At 43.6% G+C, this 23,774-nt stretch carries 18 protein-coding genes; 11 read left to right on the top strand and 7 right to left on the bottom strand.

Annotation, left to right across the window (positions count from 1 at the left end; translation table 11 throughout):
* Positions 1-8: 8 nt before the first annotated feature.
* From GJQ68_RS17985 to GJQ68_RS17960, 6 genes are all read right to left on the bottom strand, one after another.
* On the bottom strand, positions 9-2,081 hold the full coding sequence (locus GJQ68_RS17985; RefSeq protein ID WP_162418678.1) for an alpha-L-fucosidase: 2,073 nt from the start codon (positions 2,079-2,081) through the stop codon (positions 9-11).
* Positions 2,074-6,108: a two-component regulator propeller domain-containing protein gene (locus tag GJQ68_RS17980; protein WP_162418677.1), complete on the bottom strand. Its 4,035-nt coding sequence runs from the start codon at positions 6,106-6,108 to the stop codon at positions 2,074-2,076. Before GJQ68_RS17980 ends, GJQ68_RS17985 begins: the two co-directional genes overlap by 8 nt.
* A gap of 219 nt (positions 6,109-6,327) precedes the next feature.
* Positions 6,328-6,984: a Crp/Fnr family transcriptional regulator gene (locus GJQ68_RS17975; protein WP_162340490.1), complete on the bottom strand. Its 657-nt coding sequence runs from the start codon at positions 6,982-6,984 to the stop codon at positions 6,328-6,330.
* 9 nt (positions 6,985-6,993) lie between these two features.
* The gene (locus GJQ68_RS17970; protein WP_162340336.1) at positions 6,994-7,392 is read right to left on the bottom strand and encodes a DoxX family membrane protein; all 399 of its coding nucleotides are present in this window, start codon (positions 7,390-7,392) and stop codon (positions 6,994-6,996) included.
* 192 nt (positions 7,393-7,584) lie between these two features.
* A complete protein-coding gene (gene ahcY / locus GJQ68_RS17965; RefSeq protein ID WP_162418676.1) occupies positions 7,585-8,904 on the bottom strand; it encodes an adenosylhomocysteinase in 1,320 nt (439 codons plus the stop codon).
* 73 nt (positions 8,905-8,977) lie between these two features.
* The gene (locus GJQ68_RS17960) at positions 8,978-9,733 is read right to left on the bottom strand and encodes a biotin--[acetyl-CoA-carboxylase] ligase (RefSeq protein WP_162340334.1); all 756 of its coding nucleotides are present in this window, start codon (positions 9,731-9,733) and stop codon (positions 8,978-8,980) included.
* 98 nt (positions 9,734-9,831) lie between these two features.
* Between GJQ68_RS17960 and rsfS the strand changes: the two genes are divergently transcribed.
* The 5 genes from rsfS to GJQ68_RS17935 all read left to right on the top strand — a co-directional run bounded on the left by rsfS (position 9,832) and on the right by GJQ68_RS17935 (position 14,779).
* Positions 9,832-10,185, top strand: a complete 354-nt coding sequence (gene rsfS / locus GJQ68_RS17955) for a ribosome silencing factor (protein ID WP_162340333.1) — start codon at positions 9,832-9,834, stop codon at positions 10,183-10,185.
* Between the two features lie 70 nt (positions 10,186-10,255).
* Positions 10,256-12,304, top strand: coding sequence for an ATP-dependent zinc metalloprotease FtsH (gene ftsH, locus GJQ68_RS17950; RefSeq protein ID WP_162340332.1), 2,049 nt, complete (start codon positions 10,256-10,258; stop codon positions 12,302-12,304).
* 281 nt (positions 12,305-12,585) lie between these two features.
* Positions 12,586-13,371, top strand: a complete 786-nt coding sequence (locus GJQ68_RS17945; protein WP_162340489.1) for a UDP-2,3-diacylglucosamine diphosphatase — start codon at positions 12,586-12,588, stop codon at positions 13,369-13,371.
* Entirely contained in the window at positions 13,352-14,185 is an 834-nt protein-coding gene (locus GJQ68_RS17940; protein WP_162418675.1) for a hypothetical protein, read from the top strand. The genes GJQ68_RS17945 and GJQ68_RS17940 overlap by 20 nt, the downstream gene beginning before the upstream one ends.
* A gap of 159 nt (positions 14,186-14,344) precedes the next feature.
* Positions 14,345-14,779 (top strand): hypothetical protein, encoded by a 435-nt coding sequence (locus tag GJQ68_RS17935; protein ID WP_235941728.1) that lies wholly within the window; start codon positions 14,345-14,347, stop codon positions 14,777-14,779.
* Between the two features lie 50 nt (positions 14,780-14,829).
* On the opposite strand, the gene GJQ68_RS17930 is transcribed toward GJQ68_RS17935, so the two are convergent.
* On the bottom strand, positions 14,830-15,258 hold the full coding sequence (locus tag GJQ68_RS17930; RefSeq protein WP_162418674.1) for an FKBP-type peptidyl-prolyl cis-trans isomerase: 429 nt from the start codon (positions 15,256-15,258) through the stop codon (positions 14,830-14,832).
* 200 nt (positions 15,259-15,458) lie between these two features.
* Here GJQ68_RS17930 and GJQ68_RS17925 point away from each other — a divergent pair, with 200 nt between their 5' ends.
* The 6 genes from GJQ68_RS17925 to GJQ68_RS17900 all read left to right on the top strand — a co-directional run bounded on the left by GJQ68_RS17925 (position 15,459) and on the right by GJQ68_RS17900 (position 23,729).
* A complete protein-coding gene (locus GJQ68_RS17925) occupies positions 15,459-16,838 on the top strand; it encodes a sigma-54-dependent transcriptional regulator (protein WP_162418673.1) in 1,380 nt (459 codons plus the stop codon).
* On the top strand, positions 16,828-18,171 hold the full coding sequence (locus tag GJQ68_RS17920) for a sensor histidine kinase (protein WP_162418672.1): 1,344 nt from the start codon (positions 16,828-16,830) through the stop codon (positions 18,169-18,171). The genes GJQ68_RS17925 and GJQ68_RS17920 overlap by 11 nt, the downstream gene beginning before the upstream one ends.
* A 142-nt stretch (positions 18,172-18,313) precedes the next feature.
* Positions 18,314-19,132: a UDP-2,3-diacylglucosamine diphosphatase gene (locus tag GJQ68_RS17915; RefSeq protein ID WP_162418671.1), complete on the top strand. Its 819-nt coding sequence runs from the start codon at positions 18,314-18,316 to the stop codon at positions 19,130-19,132.
* Positions 19,133-19,138: 6 nt separating this feature from the next.
* A complete protein-coding gene (locus GJQ68_RS17910) occupies positions 19,139-20,257 on the top strand; it encodes a glycosyltransferase family protein (protein ID WP_162418670.1) in 1,119 nt (372 codons plus the stop codon).
* A gap of 225 nt (positions 20,258-20,482) precedes the next feature.
* On the top strand, positions 20,483-23,155 hold the full coding sequence (locus GJQ68_RS17905; RefSeq protein ID WP_162418669.1) for an MGH1-like glycoside hydrolase domain-containing protein: 2,673 nt from the start codon (positions 20,483-20,485) through the stop codon (positions 23,153-23,155).
* Positions 23,130-23,729 carry a ribonuclease HII gene (locus GJQ68_RS17900; protein WP_162340324.1) on the top strand — a complete coding sequence of 200 codons (600 nt, stop codon included), beginning with the start codon at positions 23,130-23,132 and terminating at the stop codon, positions 23,727-23,729. The genes GJQ68_RS17905 and GJQ68_RS17900 overlap by 26 nt, the downstream gene beginning before the upstream one ends.
* The last annotated feature ends 45 nt before the right edge of the window (positions 23,730-23,774 follow it).

Genomic DNA, 23,774 nt, shown 5'->3' with positions numbered 1-23,774 from the left:
CAGCTTATTTATTGGTTATCAACCAGGACACCAATCTCCGCAAAGCTTGCCGGATTTTCATCCATTTTATCCAGCGCCCTCAACTGGATATACCTGGCCTCTACTGGGGCAAAATTTACCCGTTGTTCGATGGGACTGTTTACAATATTGCCGAATTCGCCCTCGCTGACTTTCTTCCATTGTGACCCATTATTGCTAACATAAAATGCATAATTGGTGATCAAGCCGGACAAATACCTGTTTTGCATGGGGTAATAGGTAAATCCTTTAAGTAAATAGGATTCCCCCAAATCTATGGATACCGCATTGGTTTCTGTAAAGTAATTTGTTTCCGGATTCTCATCAATTAAATGGTCGGTATTCTCCCCATCACCCAATACTTTCCAGTTTTTTCGAGCTATTTGAAGTTCCTTTTTAGCCACTTCACTCGTCTCGCCCGTACCTTTATCCCTGGAAAGTACCTGGATTTCGGTTGGCTGCAATACGGTGAAGGCATCGGTATATACTTGTCCATTCTCTTTCGGGTCGGTCCCGTCCAGGGTGTACAGCAGTTCCAGGCCTTCCTCCGGTGCTTTCAGCCTCACCAAACCGGATTTTTCTCTGGTAATGCTGGGGGGAAGCAACACCTTCGGTGCCAGGAAAAAACCCAGGTGCTGAAGGGTAGGACTGGCTTTCGCATCTGTTATCACCAACCGAACAGCTGTGGTTTCTGTATCCGGCAACCGAAGTATCCTTTTATAACCGACCGTCGTTCCGGAGGACAGCTTTTGCCAGCCCCCATTCGTCGTTTTTATTTCCAGGTCAAAGGACTTAATCCGTTGTCCCAGGGCTATATTTTCTTGAGCCAAAAATCGGTTAAACCGAACTGGTTCATCAAATTCAATTTGAATAGTGGCATTGGTTGTTCCATCTTCAGCCGCCCAATACAGGTCATCATCCCCGCTAATTGTATTTTCTACTTCAAACCCCTGACCATGCGTGGAGCTTGCCGAAAGCCTTGCGTTCTCTAAAGGCAGGGGCGAAGAAAAATCCTCGTGGATTTTATCAACCAATTTCATAAGCTGGGCCTCGTCATTCTCGTGAATTTTACCACGCTTGTCAATGGGAAAGTTCAATAGTAAGGAACTGTTTCTGCCTATACTTCGGTAATAGATATCCAACAGTTGAGGCAGGGACTTTACTTTGTGATCTTCATAGGGATGATAATACCAACCCGGCCGGATGGAAACGTCTGCCTCTGCCGGAACCCAATGGGTTCCATTTTCCTGACCGGCGGAATACTTTTCCGCATATTCAGGCATGCCTCCATAAATGGAGTCCCGCATCAGGTTTGACCAGGTGGTTTCATAGGCATATCCGTGCTCATTGCCTACCCACCGTACATCCGGTCCTGCATCTCCAAATATAACGGCATTGGGCTGCAGTTCACGGATTAATTCGTAGGTAGTTTTCCAATCGTAATAGTTTCGCTTATCCACTCGCCTTTCTTCGTTGGCACCTCCGTAATAACCGGTGCCTCCATTAGCCCCGTCAAACCACACTTCAAAGATATCCCCGTAATTGGTCAATAATTCCCGAAGTTGTTCCCGAAAGACCGCTATGTATTCCGGTTTACCATAATCCGGATGATTTCTGTCCCAGGGAGATAGGTAAACCCCAAATTTAAGTCCTTCCGCACGGAAAGCATCCGACACCTCCCGAATGATATCCCCCTTACCCTCTTTCCAGGCAGCATTTTTAACCGAATGATCAGTAGTAGCTGTGGGCCAGAGGCAAAATCCATCGTGGTGTTTGGCGGTAAGAATGATCCCTTTCATTCCGGCAGCTTTACAGATCCTGGCCCATTGCGCCGGGTCGAATTCAGTGGGGTTAAACAAGGCAGGATCTTCATCTCCCAGGCCCCATTCCATATTGGTAAAGGTGTTCATATTAAAATGGGCAAAGGCATAGAATTCCATGTCCTGCCAAACAAGCTGCCGCTCGTGAGGCACCGGCAAGACGGCTTCGGGAGGATCCGCTTTAGGAGCAGAACAGGCAGCTATAAAACAAAACAGGACTATCAGCAAGTTACGATTAATCATTCTCAATTTCTTTTTGGTATTGGGATGGAATTTTTCCATAGTTGGCTTTAAAATGTTTGGAGAAATATTTGGCATTGTTGTATCCTACTTTGTATGCAACCTCGGCTACCGTATACTGATTCATTCCCAGTAATTGAGCTGCCCGCTGCAAGCGAATGGTCCTGATAAATTCCAGCGGGCTTTGACCGGTAAGGGCGATTATTTTTTTGTACAAGTGTACCCTGCTCATTCCCATGGATTTACTTAAAATTTCCACGGAAAAATCAGGATTGTCGATTTGCTTTTCCACCAAAGCTACCGCTTTTTGCATTAATTTATCATCGAGTGATTCCAATTCGGCTTCACTCGTTTCCACGGTTATCAACTTTCGATACCGTCTCTGGAGCCTTTCTTTTTCCTTCAACAGATTACTCAGGGATGAACGTAAAATTTCCAGATTGAAAGGTTTATTTAAATAAAGGTTGCAACCGGAATCCAATCCAAGCAACCGATCCTCATCGGCCGTCCTGGCGGTAAGTAAGACTACCGGCACATGCGAAGTCTTAATATCATTCTTTACCGCCCGGCAAAAAGCTACCCCATCCATTTCCGGCATTAGCACATCCGAAAGAATGATGTCCGGAAGGTGCCGGAAAGCTAATTCAAGGGCTTCTTTTCCGTTCGAGGCCTGATAAATAAAATAAGCATCCTTCAGTACTTCCACCAGGTACTGCCTGAGGTCCGGATTATCTTCCACCAACAACATCGTGGGAAGCTCCTCCCTGGGAACTCCCGATCCGGTACCGGATGCGATCAACTCTTCTTTTCCGGCATCCATGAAAAATTCTTCCCAAATCAGGTAGCCTTCACTCAAATCCAAGGGGAGAGAGACGGTAAACGTAGCCCCCTGACCCGGAAGGCTGGAAACACGGGCAGTACCGCCATGCACTTTCGCATACTCCCTGACCAAAGCAAGCCCGATGCCTGTACCCTGGTTTTCGTGGGAACCCAGGGTAACATAGCGTTCAAAGATTCGATCTAATTGCTCTTTTCCTATTCCTACTCCTGAATCTTTCACCTTGATTTGAAGGAAGCCTTTTTCAAGGCTGTGTTGTTGAAAGTCCAGACTAACATTTATTTCCCCATTAGCTGGGGTAAACTTAAAGGCATTGGATAGCAGGTTGGTAATCATTTTACCCATCATATCGGTATCAAAGGAGGCGGGGATGTTCCGGACATTGGAGCTAAAGGTCAGGCCGATATGCTTCTGTATGGCCAGACTTTGAAAAGAACGGACTTGCTCCTCCATGAATGTCACCATGTCTCCTTGGGTCAATACCAATTTCAGGCTGTCATTTTCCAATTTACGTACCTCTAGCAACTGATTAACCATCTGCAATAGCTTTTGAGCATTTTTTTGAATGGTTTGGAGTTGAAAAGCCTCTGGAGCCGATTCTTTTTTGTCTTTAAGTAATTTTTCTATGGGGGCCAGTATGAGCGTCAAGGGTGTCCGAAATTCATGGCTCACGTTCGTGAAAAACCGATTCTTCATTTGATCCAGTTCGGCTAGCCGTTTATTCTCCTTGATTTCCTCCGCACGCTGGAGCCTTTGTCGTTCCCGGGACACCAACCACTTCCAGAAAAACAGGAAAGCCAGGAAAAACGACAGCCCGTACATCCCGTAGGCCAGGGGCGTTAACCAGAAAGGAGTTAATATTTCTATGCTAAGGGATGCCACTTCATCCCCCCATACCCCATCACTCGAAGCAGCTCTAACCTGCAAGGTGTAGGTGCCCGGATCAAGATTAGTAAACGTAACTTCAAAAGGACCGGCTTCCTTACTCGCCCAATCCTTACTAAATCCATCCAGTCGATAAAGAAAGCTGCTTTTTTCAGGGTTGAGGTAATTCAGAGACGAAAAGGAAACGGTAAAAACATTCTCATGGTGCTTCAATTGTATGGATCGGGTTTTATCCAGGGGTTTTTCAAGCAATATCCTTCCATTAACCGTCTCATTGATGCCAATTGGCTGGTTAAACAGCTGAAAACCGGTGAATTTCACCTGAGATTCCTTCTCAACGAAAGGAAAGGTCTCCGGATCCAGGTAACTGATACCATCCGCTCCTCCAAAATACACCCTGCCTTCTGCCGACAAATAGGCAGCGTTTTTATTAAAATAATCCCCCTGTAAGCCATCTCCTGTAGCAAAACACCTAAATCCTAGAGACAATTCCCGTGAGTGACGATTTACGGCGGCGTGAATCAGTCCGTTCTGGGAACTTAGCCACAAATCTCCATTCTGGTCCGGCACCAAGCTAACCAGAAAATCATTTTTCAAACCGCTGGATTGGTCAAAAACCTTAAATGATTCGGTGGATTCATTGTAATAAAACAAGCCTTTTCCGGTACTTACCCAAATATTTCCGAATGAATCCCGGATCATTTCCGAAACATTCGCATTACTAAGTCCGGTACCGTCTGTTCCCTCCCCTGAAAAATACCGCTGATAGCCATTTTCGGGGTGAAAGACATCGATACCACGTCCCCCTCCTACCCATATATTTCCTTCCTTATCTTCGGTAATTCCAGTAATATATTGGTTATTCAATGGGATACCTTGCCCCTCCGCCCTGTATTGAGTAAAGGTGCCATTTTCCCTGTCCATCAGGAAAAGTCCTTCCCGCAGGGTTCCTACCCACAACCTTCCAGCACTATCTTCAAATATTTTCCATACATTATTGTCCTGTAAGGCACCTGATTTCCCCGGCTCCGCCTCAAAATGTGTAAATTCCTTCCCATCGTAATTGTAAAGGCCACGTTGGTAGGTACCAATCCAAAGGGTGCCCGATTGGTCTGTTAGCAGGTCTACTATCACTGCATCCGATCCGGGCGCTTTACTTCCCCCATTTTCCCATTGGGCACCATCCAAATAATCGTTCGATTTAGGATCATAACGCCACAAGCCACCGCCATTTGAGCCAACGATGATATTGCCCTCAGAATCTTCCTCTATGGCATTCACATCATTTCTTGGAATGGGGTTTTCCGGGTCTATTTCCCGTTTTATCAGACCAAAGCGGTTCAATCTCGGATGATACAGATCGATTCCTCTTTTAAACGTTCCAACCCATACAATCCCATCGGTATCCAGAAACAAGGCATAAACAGCATTATGTGACAGCGATTGGGGGTTTTCCGGTTGGTTGAGTACGTACCGTACCTCTTTTTTTTGGGTATCAATTATGTTGATTCCTCCATGATCCGTCGCTACCCAAATTTGACCGGGAGCATATTCCAGCACTGATTTAACCAGTGGATTATTCAGTCGAATCTCCTCGGAGGTATCATCAATAGATTGTACCATGTAGGTGCTCCCCGAAACCCAAAACACACCGAATGCGTAATCCGGACAAAAGACCCAGGCATTTCCGGCATGGTCTATTACCATCTCAAAGGAGCATTCGAGAAGGTCTTTCTTTGCATCCGATAATGGAATACGCTTAATAACCGTTAACGTCTTTCCGGAAACGATGTCGATCCATCCATTGGCATGAACCAACCAAAAATCACCATGGGGATCTTCCTGTATATCTGTCACCAGGTTACTGCTGATGGTACCTTCCTCCGAATTTTTGGAGAAAAAATACTGGGTCTCTTGTAGTCCGCTATCTAATAGACTAATACCTTCATAGGGATGTAAAAACCAGAATCTTTTTTCTGAATCTTCAAAAACCCGGGTGATGTCGGAACTCCGTAACTTATACTGCCTGGAAATCTCGTCCATGTCCCGTTCAAAAATGCCTTTATCTTTCAGGTAGACATCAACAATTTTATCGAAATCTTTAAACCATACATTTCCTTCGGGACCTTGGAAAATCTTATATATCGAATTGCTGCTAATGGTACTGGAATCTCGCTGATCTGCAAAAAAATTCTTAAGCCTGAATCCGTCATATCGATTCAGTCCATTATTTGTCCCCAACCACATGTATCCATCTTCATCCTGAAAAATGGCCTGCACATTTCCACTGGAAAGGTTTTTATCCATTTCCAGTTTTTTGAACTTAAGGGAATTCGTGTCCTGCGCGTTGAGTATAGGTAGCCACAAAAACCCAAAGCAAGTACTCAGAAAAAGGAACCACTTATTCATTACCTATTCATGTCGTGAAAACCTATTGGTAGCAGAAAAATGCCTGCCAGTGAACCACCCGGTAGCTCTGTTTAGCAGATATAGAGGTTGCCATCAATGCGCTGGTTTAGAGGGATTTTATTTGCTAATCAACTCTTCAAAATCATCTCTGATATAAATCACATTCCTACCCAGTTCTATCCACTTCTTCTTTTCCAACTGCTTTAGCAAGCGGGAAATTACTTCACGCGATGTTCCCAATTCGGAGGCAATTTCCTGATGAGTGGTGTGCAGTTCGTTGGCTTTGGCCTGTTTCATTTTGGTTACAATGTAGCGCATCAGTCGCTCATCCATGCGCTTAAAGGCTACCGCATCCAGTGTCTCCAGCATTTCCTGAAACCGGAATTGGTAGGTACTGGACACATAGTCCTTCCATTGTTTAAATTCATCGGACCATTGCTCGTGTACCTGAACAGGTATGGCCAATATAACCGAACGCTCTTCGGCAACGGCCTTTATCTCGCTGGGTTTGGAAGCAGAGCAACAGGTTAGGGAAAGGGCGCAGGTCTGCCCCGGTTCCAGGTAATATAAAAATAACTCCCTACCTTCCTCGTCCATTCGTAAGACCTTGATGCTACCCTCTAAAATGATGGGCACCATCTTTATAAACTGACCAGGTTCCATAATGGCCTTCCCCTTTTCAATTTCCATAAGCCTACCCTCTTTCACCAGGGCATCTCTCAGTCTGGAATCGGTGATAAAAGGTAAATGAGATTTAAGATCTTCTTTTTCGATCATATACATTTAATTAGATGGAGCATTAATTCGGTCTAGAGCCAACGTATTTACCTGATGAAACTCGTATACCAAAACGAAAAATAATAAATGAATCATCTGCGAGGGCAGCGCCCCCCAGTTTTCTATCATGGAGGTTCCGAACATCAGGAAGAGCATCAATATGGCTCCGGAAATTCCCGTAAGTCGGGTTTTCCACCCAAGGATTAGCAAGAGTCCTATTAACAACTCCAGAAACGGTAAAATCAGACTAAATGGTAGTACCACTTGGCCGGGTAAGAAAGATTCGCTAAAACGGCTTACCATCCCGCTACTAAATTCGTTGAGTTTGGGAATCCTTACCAGGCCATGACCAAACATGCTAATTCCAATACCTAACCGTATAAATACAAAAGAAAGTGTCTTCATCAAATTGGATTATACTCTAAAATTAATCGTTACAAGCTTTCGCACCAAGTCTTTACCTGCCTATATGCGCTCACTTTACAAAAATTTTAACCTTTTGGATCTTTCAGATAGGGGTATTCAATGCATTCCAACGCAATAAAAAAGCCCGGACACAACGTCCGGGCTTTACCTTTTGCTATTCTAAAGGACTGATTAATACCGGTAATAGTCGGGTTTGAAGGGTCCCTGTTGATTTACACCTATATATGATGCTTGGTCACCCGTCAACTCGTCTAGCTCGACACCCAACTTTTTCAAATGCAAGGCAGCTACTTTTTCGTCCAGATGTTTGGGTAGCATGTACACACCCGCTTCGTATTGATCCGTATTGTTCCAAAGTTCCATTTGCGCCAGCGTTTGGTTGGTGAAGGAATTAGACATAACAAATGAAGGATGTCCCGTGGCACAGCCCAAATTCACCAACCTGCCTTCCGCCAATAGGATGATATCCTTGCCATCCAAGTGGTAAAGATCTACCTGAGGTTTGATTTCGTCCTTGGTATGCCCATAATTCCCATTCAACCAGGCCATGTCTATTTCATTGTCGAAATGGCCGATATTGCAAACAATCGCTTTATCCTTCAATGCTTTGAAATGTGCCTCGCCAATGATGTCTTTATTACCAGTCGCGGTTACGACGATATCGGCCTCTTTTACCGCATCCATCATTTTTTTAACTTCAAACCCATCCATGGCTGCTTGCAGGGCACAAATCGGATCAATTTCCGATACGATCACCCGTGCGCCAGCACCTCTCAATGAGGCAGCCGAACCTTTTCCAACATCACCATAACCGGCTACTGCCGCTACTTTTCCCGCCATCATGATATCAGTAGCTCTTCGGATGGCATCTACCAGCGATTCCTTACAGCCGTATTTGTTATCAAATTTCGATTTGGTAACCGAATCGTTTACATTAATCGCTGGAATGGTTAACGTTCCATTTTTCATTCGTTCGTAGAGTCGGTGAACGCCAGTAGTTGTTTCTTCCGACAGCCCTTTGATTCCGGAAACTAACTCAGGGTAATTATCCAAAACCATATTCGTCAGATCTCCCCCATCATCCAAAATCATGTTTAAGGGTTTGCGATCTTCTCCAAAAAATAAGGTTTGTTCGATACACCAATCAAAATCCTCGGCAGAAAGGCCTTTCCAGGCATAAACACTTATTCCCGCTTCTGCTATGGCAGCGGCTGCGTGATCCTGTGTGGAAAATATGTTACAGGAGGACCAGGTTACCTCCGCCCCAAGTGCAACCAAGGTCTCTATCAGTACCGCTGTCTGTATGGTCATGTGAAGGCATCCGGCAATCCGTGCCCCTTTAAGGGGCTGAGAAGCACCATACTCTTCTCTCAATGCCATCAGTCCGGGCATTTCACTTTCCGCCAGCCTGATTTCCTTTCTTCCATATGCAGCAAGCGAGATATCCTTGACTTTGTATTGGGTATATTTTTGAGATTTGGTTGTAGACATGTTTATTTTACTATGGTTTAAATTAAATTTTAGCAAATTTAAGTATTCGAGGACACAAAAGAAAATAGGGTAATTAAATGAATCGGATTTGTTTTAAATCATAACTGGATGTCGTTCCATTTTGTTTCTTGATTTTTAGGTGTCCGTGCTTACCGACCCCAACTATTTTACCAGTAAATACCTGCTCATCTTCATAACTCGCCCAGGTTCCAAAGCGGTGTAACTGACTAAGGTATTCTTTGTGGATCGCTTCCTGATCACCGGCTTTTAACCGCAGGTAATAGCGTTCCACCGAAATCAGCAAACATTCGAGCAACTGTTCCAATGAATAGGATTTGTTGGTGAGGTTGGCAAGGGATGTCGCCATCGGAACCGGAAACTCATGTTGATTTACATTAATTCCTATCCCAGCCACCGAAGCAGCTATCCGGTTGGCAGACAGGGTGTTTTCGATCAGCATTCCGCCAATTTTCTTTCCTTCCGGGGAGAGAAAATCATTGGGCCATTTGATGGTAATTCCGGAAACCAAACGGCAGAGTTCCTTTTGCACTCCAAGGGCAATGGCCATATTGAGAACAAATTGCTGATCTACCTTGAGAAAATCCGGTTTGAAAATCATGGAAAACGTGAGGTTCAACCCGGGTTTGGCATGCCAGGTATTCGTTCTTTGTCCTCTCCCCTGCGTTTGATGATGGGTGAGGATGACGGTACCTTCTGCTGCCATTCCAGACCGGAGCCGGGAGACGGCTAAATCATTCGTAGAGTGACAGTCTGTCAGTATTTGCAAATCTTTTCCCAAAAATACCGTATTGGCAAGGATTTTATGCATTTATAATTAGTTATTTTATTGCATAATCAGGATATTTAAAATTGCATTGAAATTAGCCAAAAAATGGAGATTACTAAAAAAAATACCAGAAAAAATATATGACGGCAGAGGAGTTGAGCAAAGTGATAGTGAAAGGAATGGAAGATAAAAAAGCTTCCGAGATAGTGGTAATGGATTTACGAGACATCAACAGCACGATAACTGACTTTTTTGTGATTTGTTCGGGTACCTCTGACACTCAGATTGAAGGTATTTCCAATTCCGTGGAAGAAGAAGTTTACAAAACCAACCGTGAAAAACCCTGGAAAAGTGAGGGTAAAAATAACCGGCAATGGGTCTTAATGGACTATGTTAATGTGGTCGTGCACATATTCCTGAAAGAGAAAAGAGAATTTTATCAGTTGGAAGAGCTTTGGGGAGATGCCAAGGTGACCAAAATAAACAGTCACTAAATCCGATGGATTTAAACTTTCATTTTTTTATTTCGTTGTACAAAAAGTTTATAGTAATAAAAAAATCAACATGAGTGATAAAAATAAATCTAAAAAGTTTGTTCCAAAGCCACCTCAAAAGCCCAATTTTCAACTCTGGTTGATAATTACCGCGGTAATTGTTTTGATAGGCGTGACTTGGTTCAATCAGAATTCGGCCACCCTGGAAATCACGATGAAGCGTTTTGAAGACATGGTGCTAAGTAACGATGTTCAGAAAGTAACCGTGATCTACAACCAGAACTACGTAGAAGTTTCGCTACGGGAGGCCGCATTGGAAAATCAACGTTATAAAGATGAATTGGAGGCCCAGAACAGATTCTATAATCCTACCGGACCTCACTATCGGATCAACATTGCTTCTGTAGACAATTTTATTGAAAGCTATACCCGTTTGGAAGAACAGTTGCCTGAGGAAGAACGCATAGGTTATTCTGCCAAAGAAGAGGAGAGTTGGGGTAATTGGATTTCCAGCTTCGGCTTTTTGATATTAATCTTTTTCCTTTTTTGGATGATGATGCGCCGGATGTCGGGACCGAGTGGGCCCGGAGGTCAGATCTTCAATGTGGGGAAATCCAAGGCCCAGTTATTTGACGCTGAAAATAAGGTCAAGATCACTTTTGACAACGTGGCAGGCTTGGACGAAGCCAAAGAAGAAGTAGAAGAAATTGTAGAATTTCTTAAAACGCCGGGTAAATTCACCAAGTTGGGAGGCAAAATTCCCAAAGGAGCCTTATTAATTGGCCCTCCCGGTACCGGTAAAACGTTATTGGCCAAAGCCGTTGCCGGTGAAGCAGGGGTCCCATTCTTTACTTTGTCAGGTTCTGATTTTGTAGAAATGTTTGTGGGAGTAGGAGCGGCTAGAGTCCGTGACCTTTTTAAGCAGGCAAAAGAAAAAGCTCCTTGTATTATATTTATAGATGAAATAGATGCAATCGGTCGTTCAAGAGGCAAAGGACAGATGCCAGGATCCAATGATGAAAGGGAGAATACCCTGAACTCCTTATTGGTGGAAATGGATGGCTTCGGAACGGACTCAGGAGTGATCGTTTTAGCAGCGACTAACCGGCCGGATGTATTGGACAGTGCACTTCTTAGAGCGGGTCGTTTTGATCGTCAAATTAGTATAGACAAGCCGGATATGGTCGGTAGAGAAGCCATTTTCAAAGTCCATCTGGAGCCTATTAAGACAGCTGATGATGTGGAACCGAAAAAACTGGCTGCTCAAACCCCGGGATTCGCAGGTGCTGAAATAGCCAACGTTTGTAATGAAGCGGCGTTGATTGCTGCCAGAAGAAATAAAGAGGCGGTCGATATGCAGGATTTTCAGGATGCCGTGGATCGGGTCATAGGAGGTCTTGAGAAGAAAAACAAAATCATTTCTCCAGAGGAAAAGAAAATTGTTGCCTACCATGAGGCGGGCCATGCAGTGGCTGGCTGGTTTTTAGAGCATGCAGATCCTTTGGTAAAAGTCAGTATTGTCCCAAGAGGAATTGCTGCGTTGGGATACGCCCAATACCTGCCCAAAGAACAATTCCTTTACCAAACCGAGCAATTGATCGACGAGATGTGCATGGCACTCGGCGGCCGTGCTGCCGAGGAAATCATATTCGGAAAAATATCCACCGGAGCTTTGAGCGATTTGGAAAGGATAACCAAAATGGCATATTCCATCGTGTCCATCTACGGGATGAATGAAAAAATAGGAAATGTTTCCTTTTATGACAGCAAGGGAAGCGAGTACAAATTAGATAAGCCCTATTCTGAAAATACTGCTCAAACCATCGATGAAGAGGTCCGGAAGTTAATTGAGTTTTCTTACGTAAAAACAATCACCTTACTTAAGGAGCGAAAAAAGGAACTTGAGATAATTGCCCAGAAGTTGCTTGAAAAGGAAATATTGTTTCAGTCAGACCTGGAGAACCTCATCGGAAAGAGGCCTTTTGATAAGGAAACCACGTATGAAAAATTTACAAAGGTGGTAGATGGTAAGAAAATAGAAACAATCGAACCCAAAAAGGAAGATGCCTCTGGAGAGCAGGAAGAGACGAAGGAAGACGTAATCGAAAATAGGGATTGATTTCCTTGTTATTCTAATTGATGATTCCGGTAAAAAGGAGAGGCTAAGCCACTTTTTTACCGGAATTCATTATTTTAATAGCTCTCAGGAACAGGAGATAAAAAATCAAGCCGATGGGCAAGGCTTTGCTTTAGTGATTCGTTTTTATTCCGCTATATTTATAGTGTTAAAGTCATTGATAGGTCAATGCCGGTCGGTATGATTTTCCCGGTATGACTCTTTTTAGAAAATTGAGAACAATTATGTCCGTGTCCGGAACCAATACCTCTCTCCCTGGCAAAATGAAGATCCGGTTAAAAGATCAGCAAAAAGTATATTTTGTTTCTGACTTTCATCTGGGAACTCCGGACTTGAAATCGAGCAGGGAGCGGGAACAAAAAATCATCAAGTGGCTGGGAGAAATTGAAAAAGATGCCGCCGCGGTATTCTTTTTAGGAGATATTTTTGATTTTTGGTTTGAATATGAAAAAGTTATTCCGAAAGGGTTTGTCCGTTTTATTTCTAAAATAACTTCCATGCGGGCCGATGGCATTCCGCTTTTTTTCTTTACTGGCAATCATGACCTGTGGATGCGGGATTATTTTACAGAGGAACTCGAAATCCCGGTATTTCACCATCCCCTGGAAATGGAAATTAACCAGAAAAAGTTTTTGGTAGGCCATGGAGACGGGCTGGGTCCGGGAGACCGAAAATACAAGATCTTAAAACGGATTTTTACAAGCAAATACTGCCAATGGCTATTCAAGTGGATTCATCCGGACATTGGCATGGCTATCGCCCATTCCTGGTCAAAAAACAGCCGGCTAACCAATGATCAGAAACAAGAGGGGGAATTTAAGGGAAAAGACAACGAGTGGCTTTACCAATATTGCCTGGAAATTGAAAAAAAGATGCATTTTGATTATTATGTTTTCGGCCACCGGCACTTACCGTTAAACCTGCCCCTTCATGGAAATTCCACCTATTTCAATTTAGGGGAATGGGTCAATCAATCCCACTATGGCGAATTTGACGGATGGTTTTTTCAACTCAAATCGTACAATGGATATGCGATTAAATCTGATTAAAACTATTCTCTTGATTCAGGCTTTCAGCTTGGGCATAAGCTTCCCCGGCCACGTGCAGCAACTATCCGAAACGGCCTGGACGCTGGAGTTGCAGCAAGCAGACAAGTTATCCGTTGACCGGAGAGGAAATATTTTCGTAAGTGACCAAAACGGCTACTTAAGACAATTTAGCGAACAGGGTGATTCGCTGAATATTTATGCTCCCGCGTTCAGCGCGCCATTGAGCCAATTGGATGCGTTTTGGACGGTATCCATTTTCTTGTTTTCGGCAAGCCAGCAGCAAATTGAAATCCTCGATCGTTTTCTAAACCCAATCAATAGGAGTACAATGGCCGACCTGGGTATTACGGGTTATATCAGTCATGCTAGCCAGGGAAATAATCATGGGCTTTGGCTGTACGACGAGACCGACTTGAGGCTTAAAAAAATCGACCTGTCTTCCGGTAACCTGGTACAGCAACAACCCCTAATGGCATTACTTCCTCATAGTAGTTTGGAAATCCTGCAGATACAGGAAAGAAAAAATTTATTGTTTCTACAAATAGCGACGGAGGGGATATATCTTTTTGATAATCAGGCAAATTTTATTAAAAAAATACACATTCCCGGAGAGGTTCCGGCCTTTATTGATCAGGAGTTTATCTACTACCTGGAGGGTGATTACTTGCTTAAAACCAACTTTCTATCGGATGTGAGTACCCAACTTCGTTTGCCCGATTTACCGGAAATTAAGGCGTTGGCATTAACAACGAATAAAGTGATTTTATTGGATACTCATATCTTACGGGCATTCAACCGCCCGGAGGCTTTTTGAATCCATACTTAACCGGGCAGCACCACTTACATAAAACCGCTCATATTGTATATCTATCGGGACAAAAAATTAATTAATAAATTATAAATTTGTTAATTAATATTAATTATAGGTGAAAAATTAAAATTTTTCGGTTCAATTTTTGCAATTTGTGCGTTAATGGATGGAGATAAAATTACGAAAAAATACATACCCTTAGTATTCCTTTTGTTAGCTTTTTATGGTGCAAGTACATTCTTTGTAGGTGCACAGAATGTCAGGCAACTGATTGAAACTGAAATATCATTTCCCTCAGACTTGGGTTCTGCTCCGGTAAACTTTAACCTTCAATCCCTGGGGAATAAGCGATTCAAGTTGGTTTTGGAAAAGCCGAGAAAACAACTGACGGATGTAAAAATATACGATATTTTAGGGAATTTGATTTTGCACGACCAACTAAATCCTACAGACGGTATGCAAAAAAACTATGATTTTACCCATTTAAACAGCAAACTGTTTGTGGTAGAAGTGGGCAATGCAAAGTATAATAAGACCAAAAGTGTGTATGCCAACCCACCCGGAAGCATGGAAAGAAACGTGAATCTTGACGAATAAAAAAAGGGAGCCAAACGCTCCCTTTTTTCTTAACCGGCTTTAAATAACGATTACTTTACTTCTACCAATTTGATATCGAAAACCAGATCTTCTCCAGCAAGCGGGTGATTGGCATCAAGCGTGATTTTAGCTTCATCGACATGGACTACCTTTACCGGAGTTGGTTGTCCTTGTTGATTTTGGATGGAAAGATCCATTCCTACTTCAGGCTTAATTTCGGCAGGAACCTGCTCCAAAGGAACATCCAGCATCATATCTTCTCTTTTCTGGCCGTAAGCTTCCTCAGAAGGAATGGTAACACTTTTATCATCTCCAACTTGCATGCCCTCAACGGCAACATCAAATCCTTTGATCATTTTCCCATCTCCCAAGATGAATTCCAACGGTTCACGATCTTGAGAAGAGTCAAATATAGTTCCGTCTTTTAGTTTTCCTGTGTAGTGTACCTTTACGGTATTTCCTTTAGTTGCTACAGACATAAGTTTGTATTTGTTTGTTTAAACAACAAAGGTAACATTTTTATCAGGCTATTAAAATTCATTGTACAAGGAATCGCTACTTGTCCAATTGCGTACTTAAAATGTCCATTTACGAACAAATAAATTCAAGAATTGGCTTTTTCTGGTTAAATTAGCCGATGGAAACCTGGCATTATTTAAGCATTGATAAAATTAAAAAAATGGAAGAGACGAATTTGGGGAAGATTTTGATAGTGGATGACAATGAGGACCTGTTATTCGCGGCTAAAATGTTGCTAAAGAAGCATGCGAAAGAGGTGTTTATTGAAAAAGATCCCAGAAGAATTCCGTTTTTAGTCAATAACACGAGTTTTGACGTCATTCTTCTGGATATGAATTTCACGGAAGACACCACTTCCGGTAAAGAAGGGTTTCACTGGCTGCGACAGATCAAAGAAATAGATCCCAAGGCAGTCGTCATCCTGATCACTGCTTTTGGAGATGTGGAAATGGCGGTGCAGGCGTTAAAAGAGGGAGCGACGGATTTTATCTTGAAGCCCTGGCAAAACGAGAAATTACTGGCCACGCTTTCGACGGCGGTCAAGCTAAAAGAAAGCTACAATCAGGTAGATAAGTTGTCCAATCGGCAAAAGCAATTGCAGGCAGATCTAAAAAAACCTTTTTCAGAGATCATTGGCCAAAGTGCCTCGATGAAGAACGTGTTTTCCATCATCGAAAAGGTGGCTGGAACCGATGCCAATATTCTTATTCTTGGCGAAAACGGGACCGGAAAAGAGTTGATCGCCCGTGCCATCCATGATCGATCCGAAAGAAAAGATGAAATTTTCGTTGGGGTGGATATGGGTGCTATTACGGAAAGTTTATTCGAAAGTGAGCTTTTTGGTCACAAACGAGGAGCGTACACAGATGCAAAGGAAGACCGTGCCGGCAGGTTCGAAATAGCGGATAAGGGTACCTTATTTCTGGATGAAATCGGAAACCTCAGCATGCCCCTACAATCCAAACTGCTGACCGTATTGCAAAAAAGAGAAGTTACCCGTATCGGAACCAATAAATCCATTCCGGTAGACATTCGACTCATCTGCGCCACCAACATGCCGGTGCACGACATGATCCTTGAAAATTCCTTTCGGCAAGACCTGCTATATCGGATCAATACGGTAGAAATCTTCCTTCCCCCCCTTCGTGACAGGCAGGATGACATTCCCATTCTGGCATCACATTTTCTTACCGTGTACGCCGCAAAATACCGTAAACAATTTAAAGGACTAAAGCCAAATGCGCTGCAGTTGTTGCAACGGTATAGTTGGCCGGGAAATATTCGGGAACTGCAGCATGCCATCGAAAGGGCCATCATCATGGCAGAAGGAGATGAGCTGGATAGCAGGGATTTTTTCTTTCTGTCGGCCAAACCATCCAATGATAAAGTAAGCAGCAACACTTACAATTTGGACGAGGTGGAAAAAAACCTTATTCAGAAAGCCATAGACAAAAACGGCGGCAACATTTCCAAAGCAGCAAAAGCACTGGGGTTGACACGAGCCTCTTTGTACAGAAGGTTGGAGAAATATGGATTATAAAGTCGGCTTACTGGGAAGAATTTTTGTACTAACCCTCACGCTCTTTTTACTAGCTTACATCATTGTTAATGATTCCGGAGTCTTTGCGATTTCGCTATTTATTATCCTGACATTTGTGCAACTGATCCTGCTGATTCGCTATGCAGAAAGTAGCTTTAAAAAAGTGCGCCAATTTCTAGACAATATAAAACAAAACAACTACGCAACGGTATATCCGGTAAAATTTGACGGTACAGAAACCGATGACTTGCACATCGAATTCAATGCGATTCTGGCCAAACTCAAGGAAGACCAGATAGAAAAAGAGGCCAACTTCCATTATTTCAGGACAGTATTCCAACACCTCAGTATCGGATTGATCACGTTTGAGTCAGATGGCAGCGTGCAGATTCTCAATACGGCTGCCAAGCGCATGCTCAACATCGACAAACTATCCCATATTCAGGAAATCGCATCCATTAATAAAGAGCTACATCATGCCATCGAAAACCTGCGAACCGGGGGAAGCGAATTGATAAAGATTGCCCATCCGGATGGGATTATGCAGCTTTCTGTTTATGCGATTGAATTGGTACTAAGGGACGTAAAATTTAAATTAGTCTCCTTGCAAAATATTCAGAGTGAGTTAGAAGAAAAGGAGATGGAAGCATGGCAAAATCTTATTCGGGTACTGACGCATGAAATAATGAATTCCATCGCTCCGATTTCCTCTCTGGCGGCGACCATCAGCTCGGATATAAAGTCCAAGATGCGGCAAAAAGAAACCGTAGAAATGGAGGAACTGAGAGATTATCAAATGGGATTGTCTACGATAGAGAAGCGAAGTGAAGGATTGATCAATTTTGTAAGTGATTTCAGAAGCCTGGCACATATCCCGTTTCCCAAATTTTCTGCGATAAAAATCCGGGAATTGTTTGACCAGATGGATCTTTTACTTCAAAACCAGCTGGAGTCCCAGGATGTGAAACTTGAAAAACAAATTACCCCTGAAGACCTGCTCTTGTTTGCAGACAGTTCGCAAATCGAACAAGTGATGATTAACCTTACTCAGAATGCCATTCATGCCGTCGAAAACCTTCCCGATAAGAAAATCTACCTACGTGCCTTTATCGATGACAATGGAAAAATCATCATCGAAGTAGAAGACAGTGGTAAAGGCATCGAAGAGGAAGCGCTTAGCAAGATATTTATCCCCTTTTTCACGACCAAAAAGAAAGGCTCTGGGATCGGGCTTAGCCTTTCCAAGCAAATCATGCGCAGGCATAAGGGCAATATTCAGGTAAAATCCACCCTGGGCCAGGGAACCATCTTTAAATTGATCTTTAATGCCTGATATCCTGTTCCCGTACTTAACGGCCCGGTAACAATTCATTCACAACGATCGGTCGCTCAAGTACTTTCATAGCATTTTGATAAACAGCAATTCATCAACAGTTTATCTTGCCGGCCTATATTGCTTCCAAAACAAGAATACTTTGGAAACAAACTTTAAAACCATCGTTCTTTCCGACATTCATTTGGGAACAAAAGGGTCCAAGGCCAAAGAAGTGGTCAGGTTTCTCAAACAATATCAATGCGAAAATCTGATTCTCAACGGCGACATTATCGATGGATGGCAGCTTAAAAAATCAGGCAGTTGGAAGCGAAAACACACCCGGGTTTTCAAAAGGGTTCTGAAAATGATCGACTGCGATCGTACCAAAGTGATCTACCTGCGGGGAAATCACGATGATTTTCTGGACCAGGTACTGCCCTTGGAAATCGGCAACCTTTCCATACGTAAAGACCTGATTTACGAAAGCAACGGAAAGAAATACTTTATTACTCACGGAGATGTATTTGACAATATCACTACTAACCTGCGCTGGATAGCTTACCTGGGGGATATGGGATATACTTTTTTACTTTGGCTCAACACCCGTGTGAACCACTACCGTAGGAAAAAAGGATTGCCCTATTTTTCCTTGTCCCAGTATGTGAAATCCAGGGTTAAATCGGCCGTTACCTATATCGACGGATTTGAAACGGAATTGTGTAAAATAGCCCGCTCTAAAGGCTGCGATGGCATTATCTGTGGTCACATACACAAGGCAGAAATCAGGACCATTGACGGCATCGAATATTACAATTCAGGTGACTGGGTGGAATCGTTAAGTGCCCTGGCAGAAGATCAGGAAGGAAACTGGCAACTCATTTATTACAATGAGTTGGATTTCGGGAAAGCCAAACCATTCGAAAGCAAGGTAATTCCCCTAAAGGAGCCTATTGCCAGACCGCTGGATAAATTTAGCTAGCCGACAATGAAATTCCTGTTTATTGTACAAGGAGAAGGAAGGGGGCACATGACGCAGGCCATGGTGATTGGAGCGTTGTTACAGCAACATGGCCACGATATCGGGTCGGTCGTACTGGGCTCCAGCGACCGAAGAAAAGCACCGGATTATTTTCTGGAAGCTTTTCCCTGTCCCATCCACCGGATTCAAAGTCCCAATTTTGTGACCGACAAAGCCAATAAAGCCATCAAAATGGGGGCTACCTTATGGGACAACGTAAAGAAACTCCCCTACTATACAGAAAGCATCCGAAAACTAGATCAGCTTGTCCTCGCTGAGAGGCCGGATTGTATCCTGAATTTTTACGATATGCTGGGAGGAATTTATGCGATGATCTATCCTTCCAGATCGTCCTTTGTTGTGATAGGACATCAATACCTGATTTATCATCCGGATTTCACGTTTGCCCAGCCGGGGGGTATTCAAAAACTATTGTTTAAACTAAATACCAAAATCACCTGTTGGAATGCCTCCAAAATCATCGCCTTATCCCTATGGAAACCGGTAAGAAAGGCTGCTGTAAAGAACTACAGTGTTTGGCCTCCCATGGTGAAAAAATCGGTTCGTTCCGCTCTCCCACTTTCGGGAAACTTCTTTCTGGTTTACATTGTCAATTCGGGCTATGCCCGGGAAATTTTTGAATTGGCAAAAAAATACCCGGAAATAACCATTGAGGCCTTCTGGGATGCCGGAGAAATGCCACGTAGATACCAGCCATTGGCTAACCTGACGTTTCACCAAATTGACGATCGTTTGTTTGTAGAAAAGTTAAGCCAATGCAAAGCGTACTTATCCACTGCCGGATTTGAGTCGATCGCCGAGGCCATGTATCTGGGAAAAAAAACCTTAATGGTGCCGGTGGAAGGGCAATATGAGCAACAGTGTAATGCGTTGGATGCAGAAAAATCGGGTGCCGGCCTGGGTGCTAAAAACTTTGATCCGCAATTACTAGCGCGATTAACAGCATCCAATTCATCGTCTACCGATTCCTTCGAGCAATTTGCCGAATGGCAGCACTCTCTGGATTCCTGCTTTGCCGAATGGATGCAAGAAATGCAAGGATCTAAAATTCCGGTAGCAAATTAATGTATCCGGCATATTTTTATGGGTAACAATCCGTTTTTAGTAGTCAAAAATCAATTTGCCAGGCTAAAAAAAACAAGCGAAAATAAGTTTGGTAGCCAACACGAAGGTTTGGAGTGAGTGATTCAACCCTGAAGCAAAAAAATCCAAATAGAACCGGGAAAATTTGGCAATTTGAACCGTAAATGACTTAAATTCGCTCTTTGTTTACGTAGGACGGAAATACCCATGAATATAGAGTTAGAGCGATTAAAAGAAAACAGAGAGAAAATCCGTCATTGGAAGAAATGGGGACCCTATCTTACCGAAAGACAATGGGGAACGGTGAGGGAGGATTACAGTCCGGACGGATCTGCCTGGGAAAATGTCACCCATGACGATGCCCGGAGTAAAGCTTATCGATGGGGAGAGGAAGGTATCGGAGGAATCAGCGATCACAAGCAGAAACTCTGCCTGGCCTGGGCATTCTGGAATGGAAAAGATCCCCTGATAAAAGAGCGTTTATATGGACTTACCGGAAATGAAGGCAATCACGGAGAAGATGTAAAAGAGCTCTATTATTACCTGGACGCTTCTCCTACCCATAGCTATATGAAAATGCTTTATAAATACCCACAAGAAGCATTTCCGTATCAGCAATTATTGGAAGAAAACCAGTTGCGGGGAAAAAATGAAAAAGAATTTGAACTGTTAGATACAGGTGTATTTGATAAGAATGCCTATTTCGATATTTTTTTAGAGTACGCTAAAGCAGATGTAGAAGATATCCTGGGAAAAGCGACGGTCTACAATAGAGGGACAGAAGAAGCCACGCTTTGGGTGATGCCCACCATCTGGTTTAGAAAAACCTGGTTTACAGGAGATGAGCCTTTTATGCCCAGCTTGAAAAAGGAAGGGCCAAACAAGATCAAGGCTTTTTCTCCCAAATCGGGGAATTATCATTTTACATTTTCAGATGAACCCGAATTACAATTTTGTGATAACGAAACAAACAGGGAGCGACTGTATCATATTGGAAACCAGAAAAAGTTCCTCAAAGATGCCATCAATGACTACCTCGTACATGGGGAAAAAAAGCACCTCAACCCAAAATTTGTGGGTACCAAAGCGGCCGCTATCTATAAACTAACCATCCCGGCAGGGGGGAAAGCGGAAGTAACATTGCGCATGCAGCATGCGGAAACAGACGCTCCCCTGGAAGCGGCAAATGATATCTTTCAGGAGCGTATACAGGACACGGAGTCATTTTACGAAGGCTTGCAAGAACGGGTTAAGGATAAGGAAATGAAATTGATCCAACGCCAGGCTTATGCCGGGATGTTATGGAGCAAACAATTTTACTACTTCAACGTCGAGCGCTGGCTGGAAGGAGACCCGGGAAGGTATCAACCGCCCCAGGAAAGAAAATCGGGCAGAAACGGTAATTGGCGCCACTTGCAAAACTACGACATCATTTCCATGCCGGATAAATGGGAATACCCCTGGTATGCCGCCTGGGATCTGGCCTTTCACTGTATTCCCCTGGCCAGATTAGATCCTGATTTTGCTAAGGACCAACTGCTGTTGCTATTGAATGATTGGTACATGCATCCAAACGGGCAAATGCCAGCCTATGAATGGAATTTTAACGATGTGAACCCTCCTGTACATGCCTATGCGGTTCAGCGGGTTTATCAAATTGACAAGAAATACAATGGGAAAAATAAAGGCGATCAGGAATTTTTAGAGCGTGCGTTTCATAAACTACTGCTAAACTTTACCTGGTGGGTGAATCAGAAAGACGAAGAAGGGAAAAACATCTTTGAGGGCGGCTTCCTGGGACTTGATAATATTAGTGTTTTTGACCGAAGCCATGTAGACAAGTTGTTTGGGAAGCTGGAGCAAGCGGATGCCACATCCTGGATGGCCATGTTTTGTCTCAACATGCTGCGAATATCCCTGGACCTTTGTGAATTCAATAAGGTCTATCAGCATACCGCTACCAAGTTCCTGGAACACTTTCTGTACATTGCCGGTGCCATGAGCAATATTTCAAAAGAAAATATCAGCTTATGGGACGACGAAGATAATTTTTTCTTCGATGTGCTGCACCTTTCCGGTGAAGAGCCCAGGCTAATGAAAGTCAAGTCTATTGTAGGCATCATCCCCTTATTTGCGGTAGAGCCGATCCGGGAGGAGCTTTTTGACGATCTTCCGGAATTCAAAAATCGACTGGATTTCTTTTTTAAAGAAAAACCGAAGTTAGCTGCCCTGGTATCCAATTGGATACATCCAGGACACGAAAAAAGGAGGCTTTTTTCCTTGTTAAGGGGACATCGGATGAAAAGTATCCTTCACAAAATGCTCGACGAAAGTGAATTCCTATCAGATTATGGAATCCGTTCCCTCTCCAAGGATCATCTAAAAAAACCCTATTCCGTTCAAATCAACGGCAACCGATTTTCCGTCAAATATGCCCCAGGAGAATCCGAAACCACGATGTTTGGAGGAAACAGCAACTGGCGCGGCCCCATCTGGTTCCCCATAAACTTTTTGATCATCGAATCCCTTAAAAAGTTTGACTTCTATTATGGGGGCACTTTCTCCATCGAATATCCGACAGGATCAGGAAAATTTATCACGCTGGACTTGATTGCCAAGGAATTGTCCCTGCGCCTGATCAACCTGTTTCGAAAGGATGAAAACGGAAACCGCCCCATTTATGCAGACAATGAGAAAATGCAGCAGGACCCTCATTTTCAGGACCTCATTTTGTTTTACGAATATTTCCATGGTGACAATGGCAGGGGGTTAGGAGCTTCTCACCAGACCGGTTGGACGGGTTTGGTAGCCGAACTTATTCATAAATATTACAAGGAAAAGGAATTTTACCCCAATGCTGCTACCCTATTTAAAAGCTGACAGAACCGAAGCGGGTTGCGATGAAGTAGGCCGGGGCTGCCTCTCCGGACCTGTGGTAGCCGCAGCCGTGATCTTTCCACATCGTTACGCCAACGAATGGATCAACGATTCCAAAAAATTAGCAAAAACCCGGAGGGAAGTGTTAACGGAAGAAATTAAATCCAAGGCGTTGTGCTGGGCTATTGGCAGTGCGGATGTGGAAGAAATCGACCGGCTGAATATCTTAAATGCCTCCTTCCTGGCCATGAATCGGGCTGTAGCGGCGCTCACTATGAAACCGGATCATTTACTGATTGATGGCAACAGGTTCAAATCAACAAGTTCCATTCCCTTTGACTGCGTGGTCAAGGGGGATGGGAAATTTGCCAGCATTGCTGCCGCCTCCATCCTGGCCAAAACGTATAGGGATGAGTGGATGGCCCATCTCGCCAGGGAATACCCGGGGTATGGGTGGGAAAAAAATGTGGGATATCCTACTAAGGCGCATCGTGAAGGAATCCGGAAATTAGGTCCAAGCCCCTTACATCGGAAATCGTTCCGCCTGCTACCGGAACAATTGAAAATGGATTTATAAAAACATAACGCCTCGCATCAGGAACGAATGATTCGTACGCTCAGT

Source organism: Cyclobacterium roseum, assembly GCF_010119225.1.
Taxonomy (GTDB): domain Bacteria; phylum Bacteroidota; class Bacteroidia; order Cytophagales; family Cyclobacteriaceae; genus Cyclobacterium; species Cyclobacterium roseum.
This window is presented reverse-complemented; position numbering and strand designations above follow the sequence as displayed.

Excerpts from the sequence above, each read along its gene's own strand:
- GJQ68_RS17985 (WP_162418678.1), bottom strand. The coding sequence starts at position 2,081 with ATGATTAATCGTAACTTGCTGATAGTCCTGTTTTGTTTTATAGCTGCC.
- GJQ68_RS17980 (WP_162418677.1), bottom strand. The coding sequence starts at position 6,108 with ATGGATAAAAACCTTTCCAGTGGAAATGTGCAGGCCATTTTTCAGGAT.
- GJQ68_RS17970 (WP_162340336.1), bottom strand. The coding sequence starts at position 7,392 with ATGAAGACACTTTCTTTTGTATTTATACGGTTAGGTATTGGAATTAGC.
- ahcY (WP_162418676.1), bottom strand. The coding sequence starts at position 8,904 with ATGTCTACAACCAAATCTCAAAAATATACCCAATACAAAGTCAAGGAT.
- GJQ68_RS17960 (WP_162340334.1), bottom strand. The coding sequence starts at position 9,733 with ATGCATAAAATCCTTGCCAATACGGTATTTTTGGGAAAAGATTTGCAA.
- rsfS (WP_162340333.1), top strand. The coding sequence starts at position 9,832 with ATGACGGCAGAGGAGTTGAGCAAAGTGATAGTGAAAGGAATGGAAGAT.
- ftsH (WP_162340332.1), top strand. The coding sequence starts at position 10,256 with ATGAGTGATAAAAATAAATCTAAAAAGTTTGTTCCAAAGCCACCTCAA.
- GJQ68_RS17945 (WP_162340489.1), top strand. The coding sequence starts at position 12,586 with ATGAAGATCCGGTTAAAAGATCAGCAAAAAGTATATTTTGTTTCTGAC.
- GJQ68_RS17940 (WP_162418675.1), top strand. The coding sequence starts at position 13,352 with ATGCGATTAAATCTGATTAAAACTATTCTCTTGATTCAGGCTTTCAGC.
- GJQ68_RS17935 (WP_235941728.1), top strand. The coding sequence starts at position 14,345 with ATGGATGGAGATAAAATTACGAAAAAATACATACCCTTAGTATTCCTT.
- GJQ68_RS17930 (WP_162418674.1), bottom strand. The coding sequence starts at position 15,258 with ATGTCTGTAGCAACTAAAGGAAATACCGTAAAGGTACACTACACAGGA.
- GJQ68_RS17925 (WP_162418673.1), top strand. The coding sequence starts at position 15,459 with ATGGAAGAGACGAATTTGGGGAAGATTTTGATAGTGGATGACAATGAG.
- GJQ68_RS17920 (WP_162418672.1), top strand. The coding sequence starts at position 16,828 with ATGGATTATAAAGTCGGCTTACTGGGAAGAATTTTTGTACTAACCCTC.
- GJQ68_RS17910 (WP_162418670.1), top strand. The coding sequence starts at position 19,139 with ATGAAATTCCTGTTTATTGTACAAGGAGAAGGAAGGGGGCACATGACG.
- GJQ68_RS17905 (WP_162418669.1), top strand. The coding sequence starts at position 20,483 with ATGAATATAGAGTTAGAGCGATTAAAAGAAAACAGAGAGAAAATCCGT.
- GJQ68_RS17900 (WP_162340324.1), top strand. The coding sequence starts at position 23,130 with ATGCTGCTACCCTATTTAAAAGCTGACAGAACCGAAGCGGGTTGCGAT.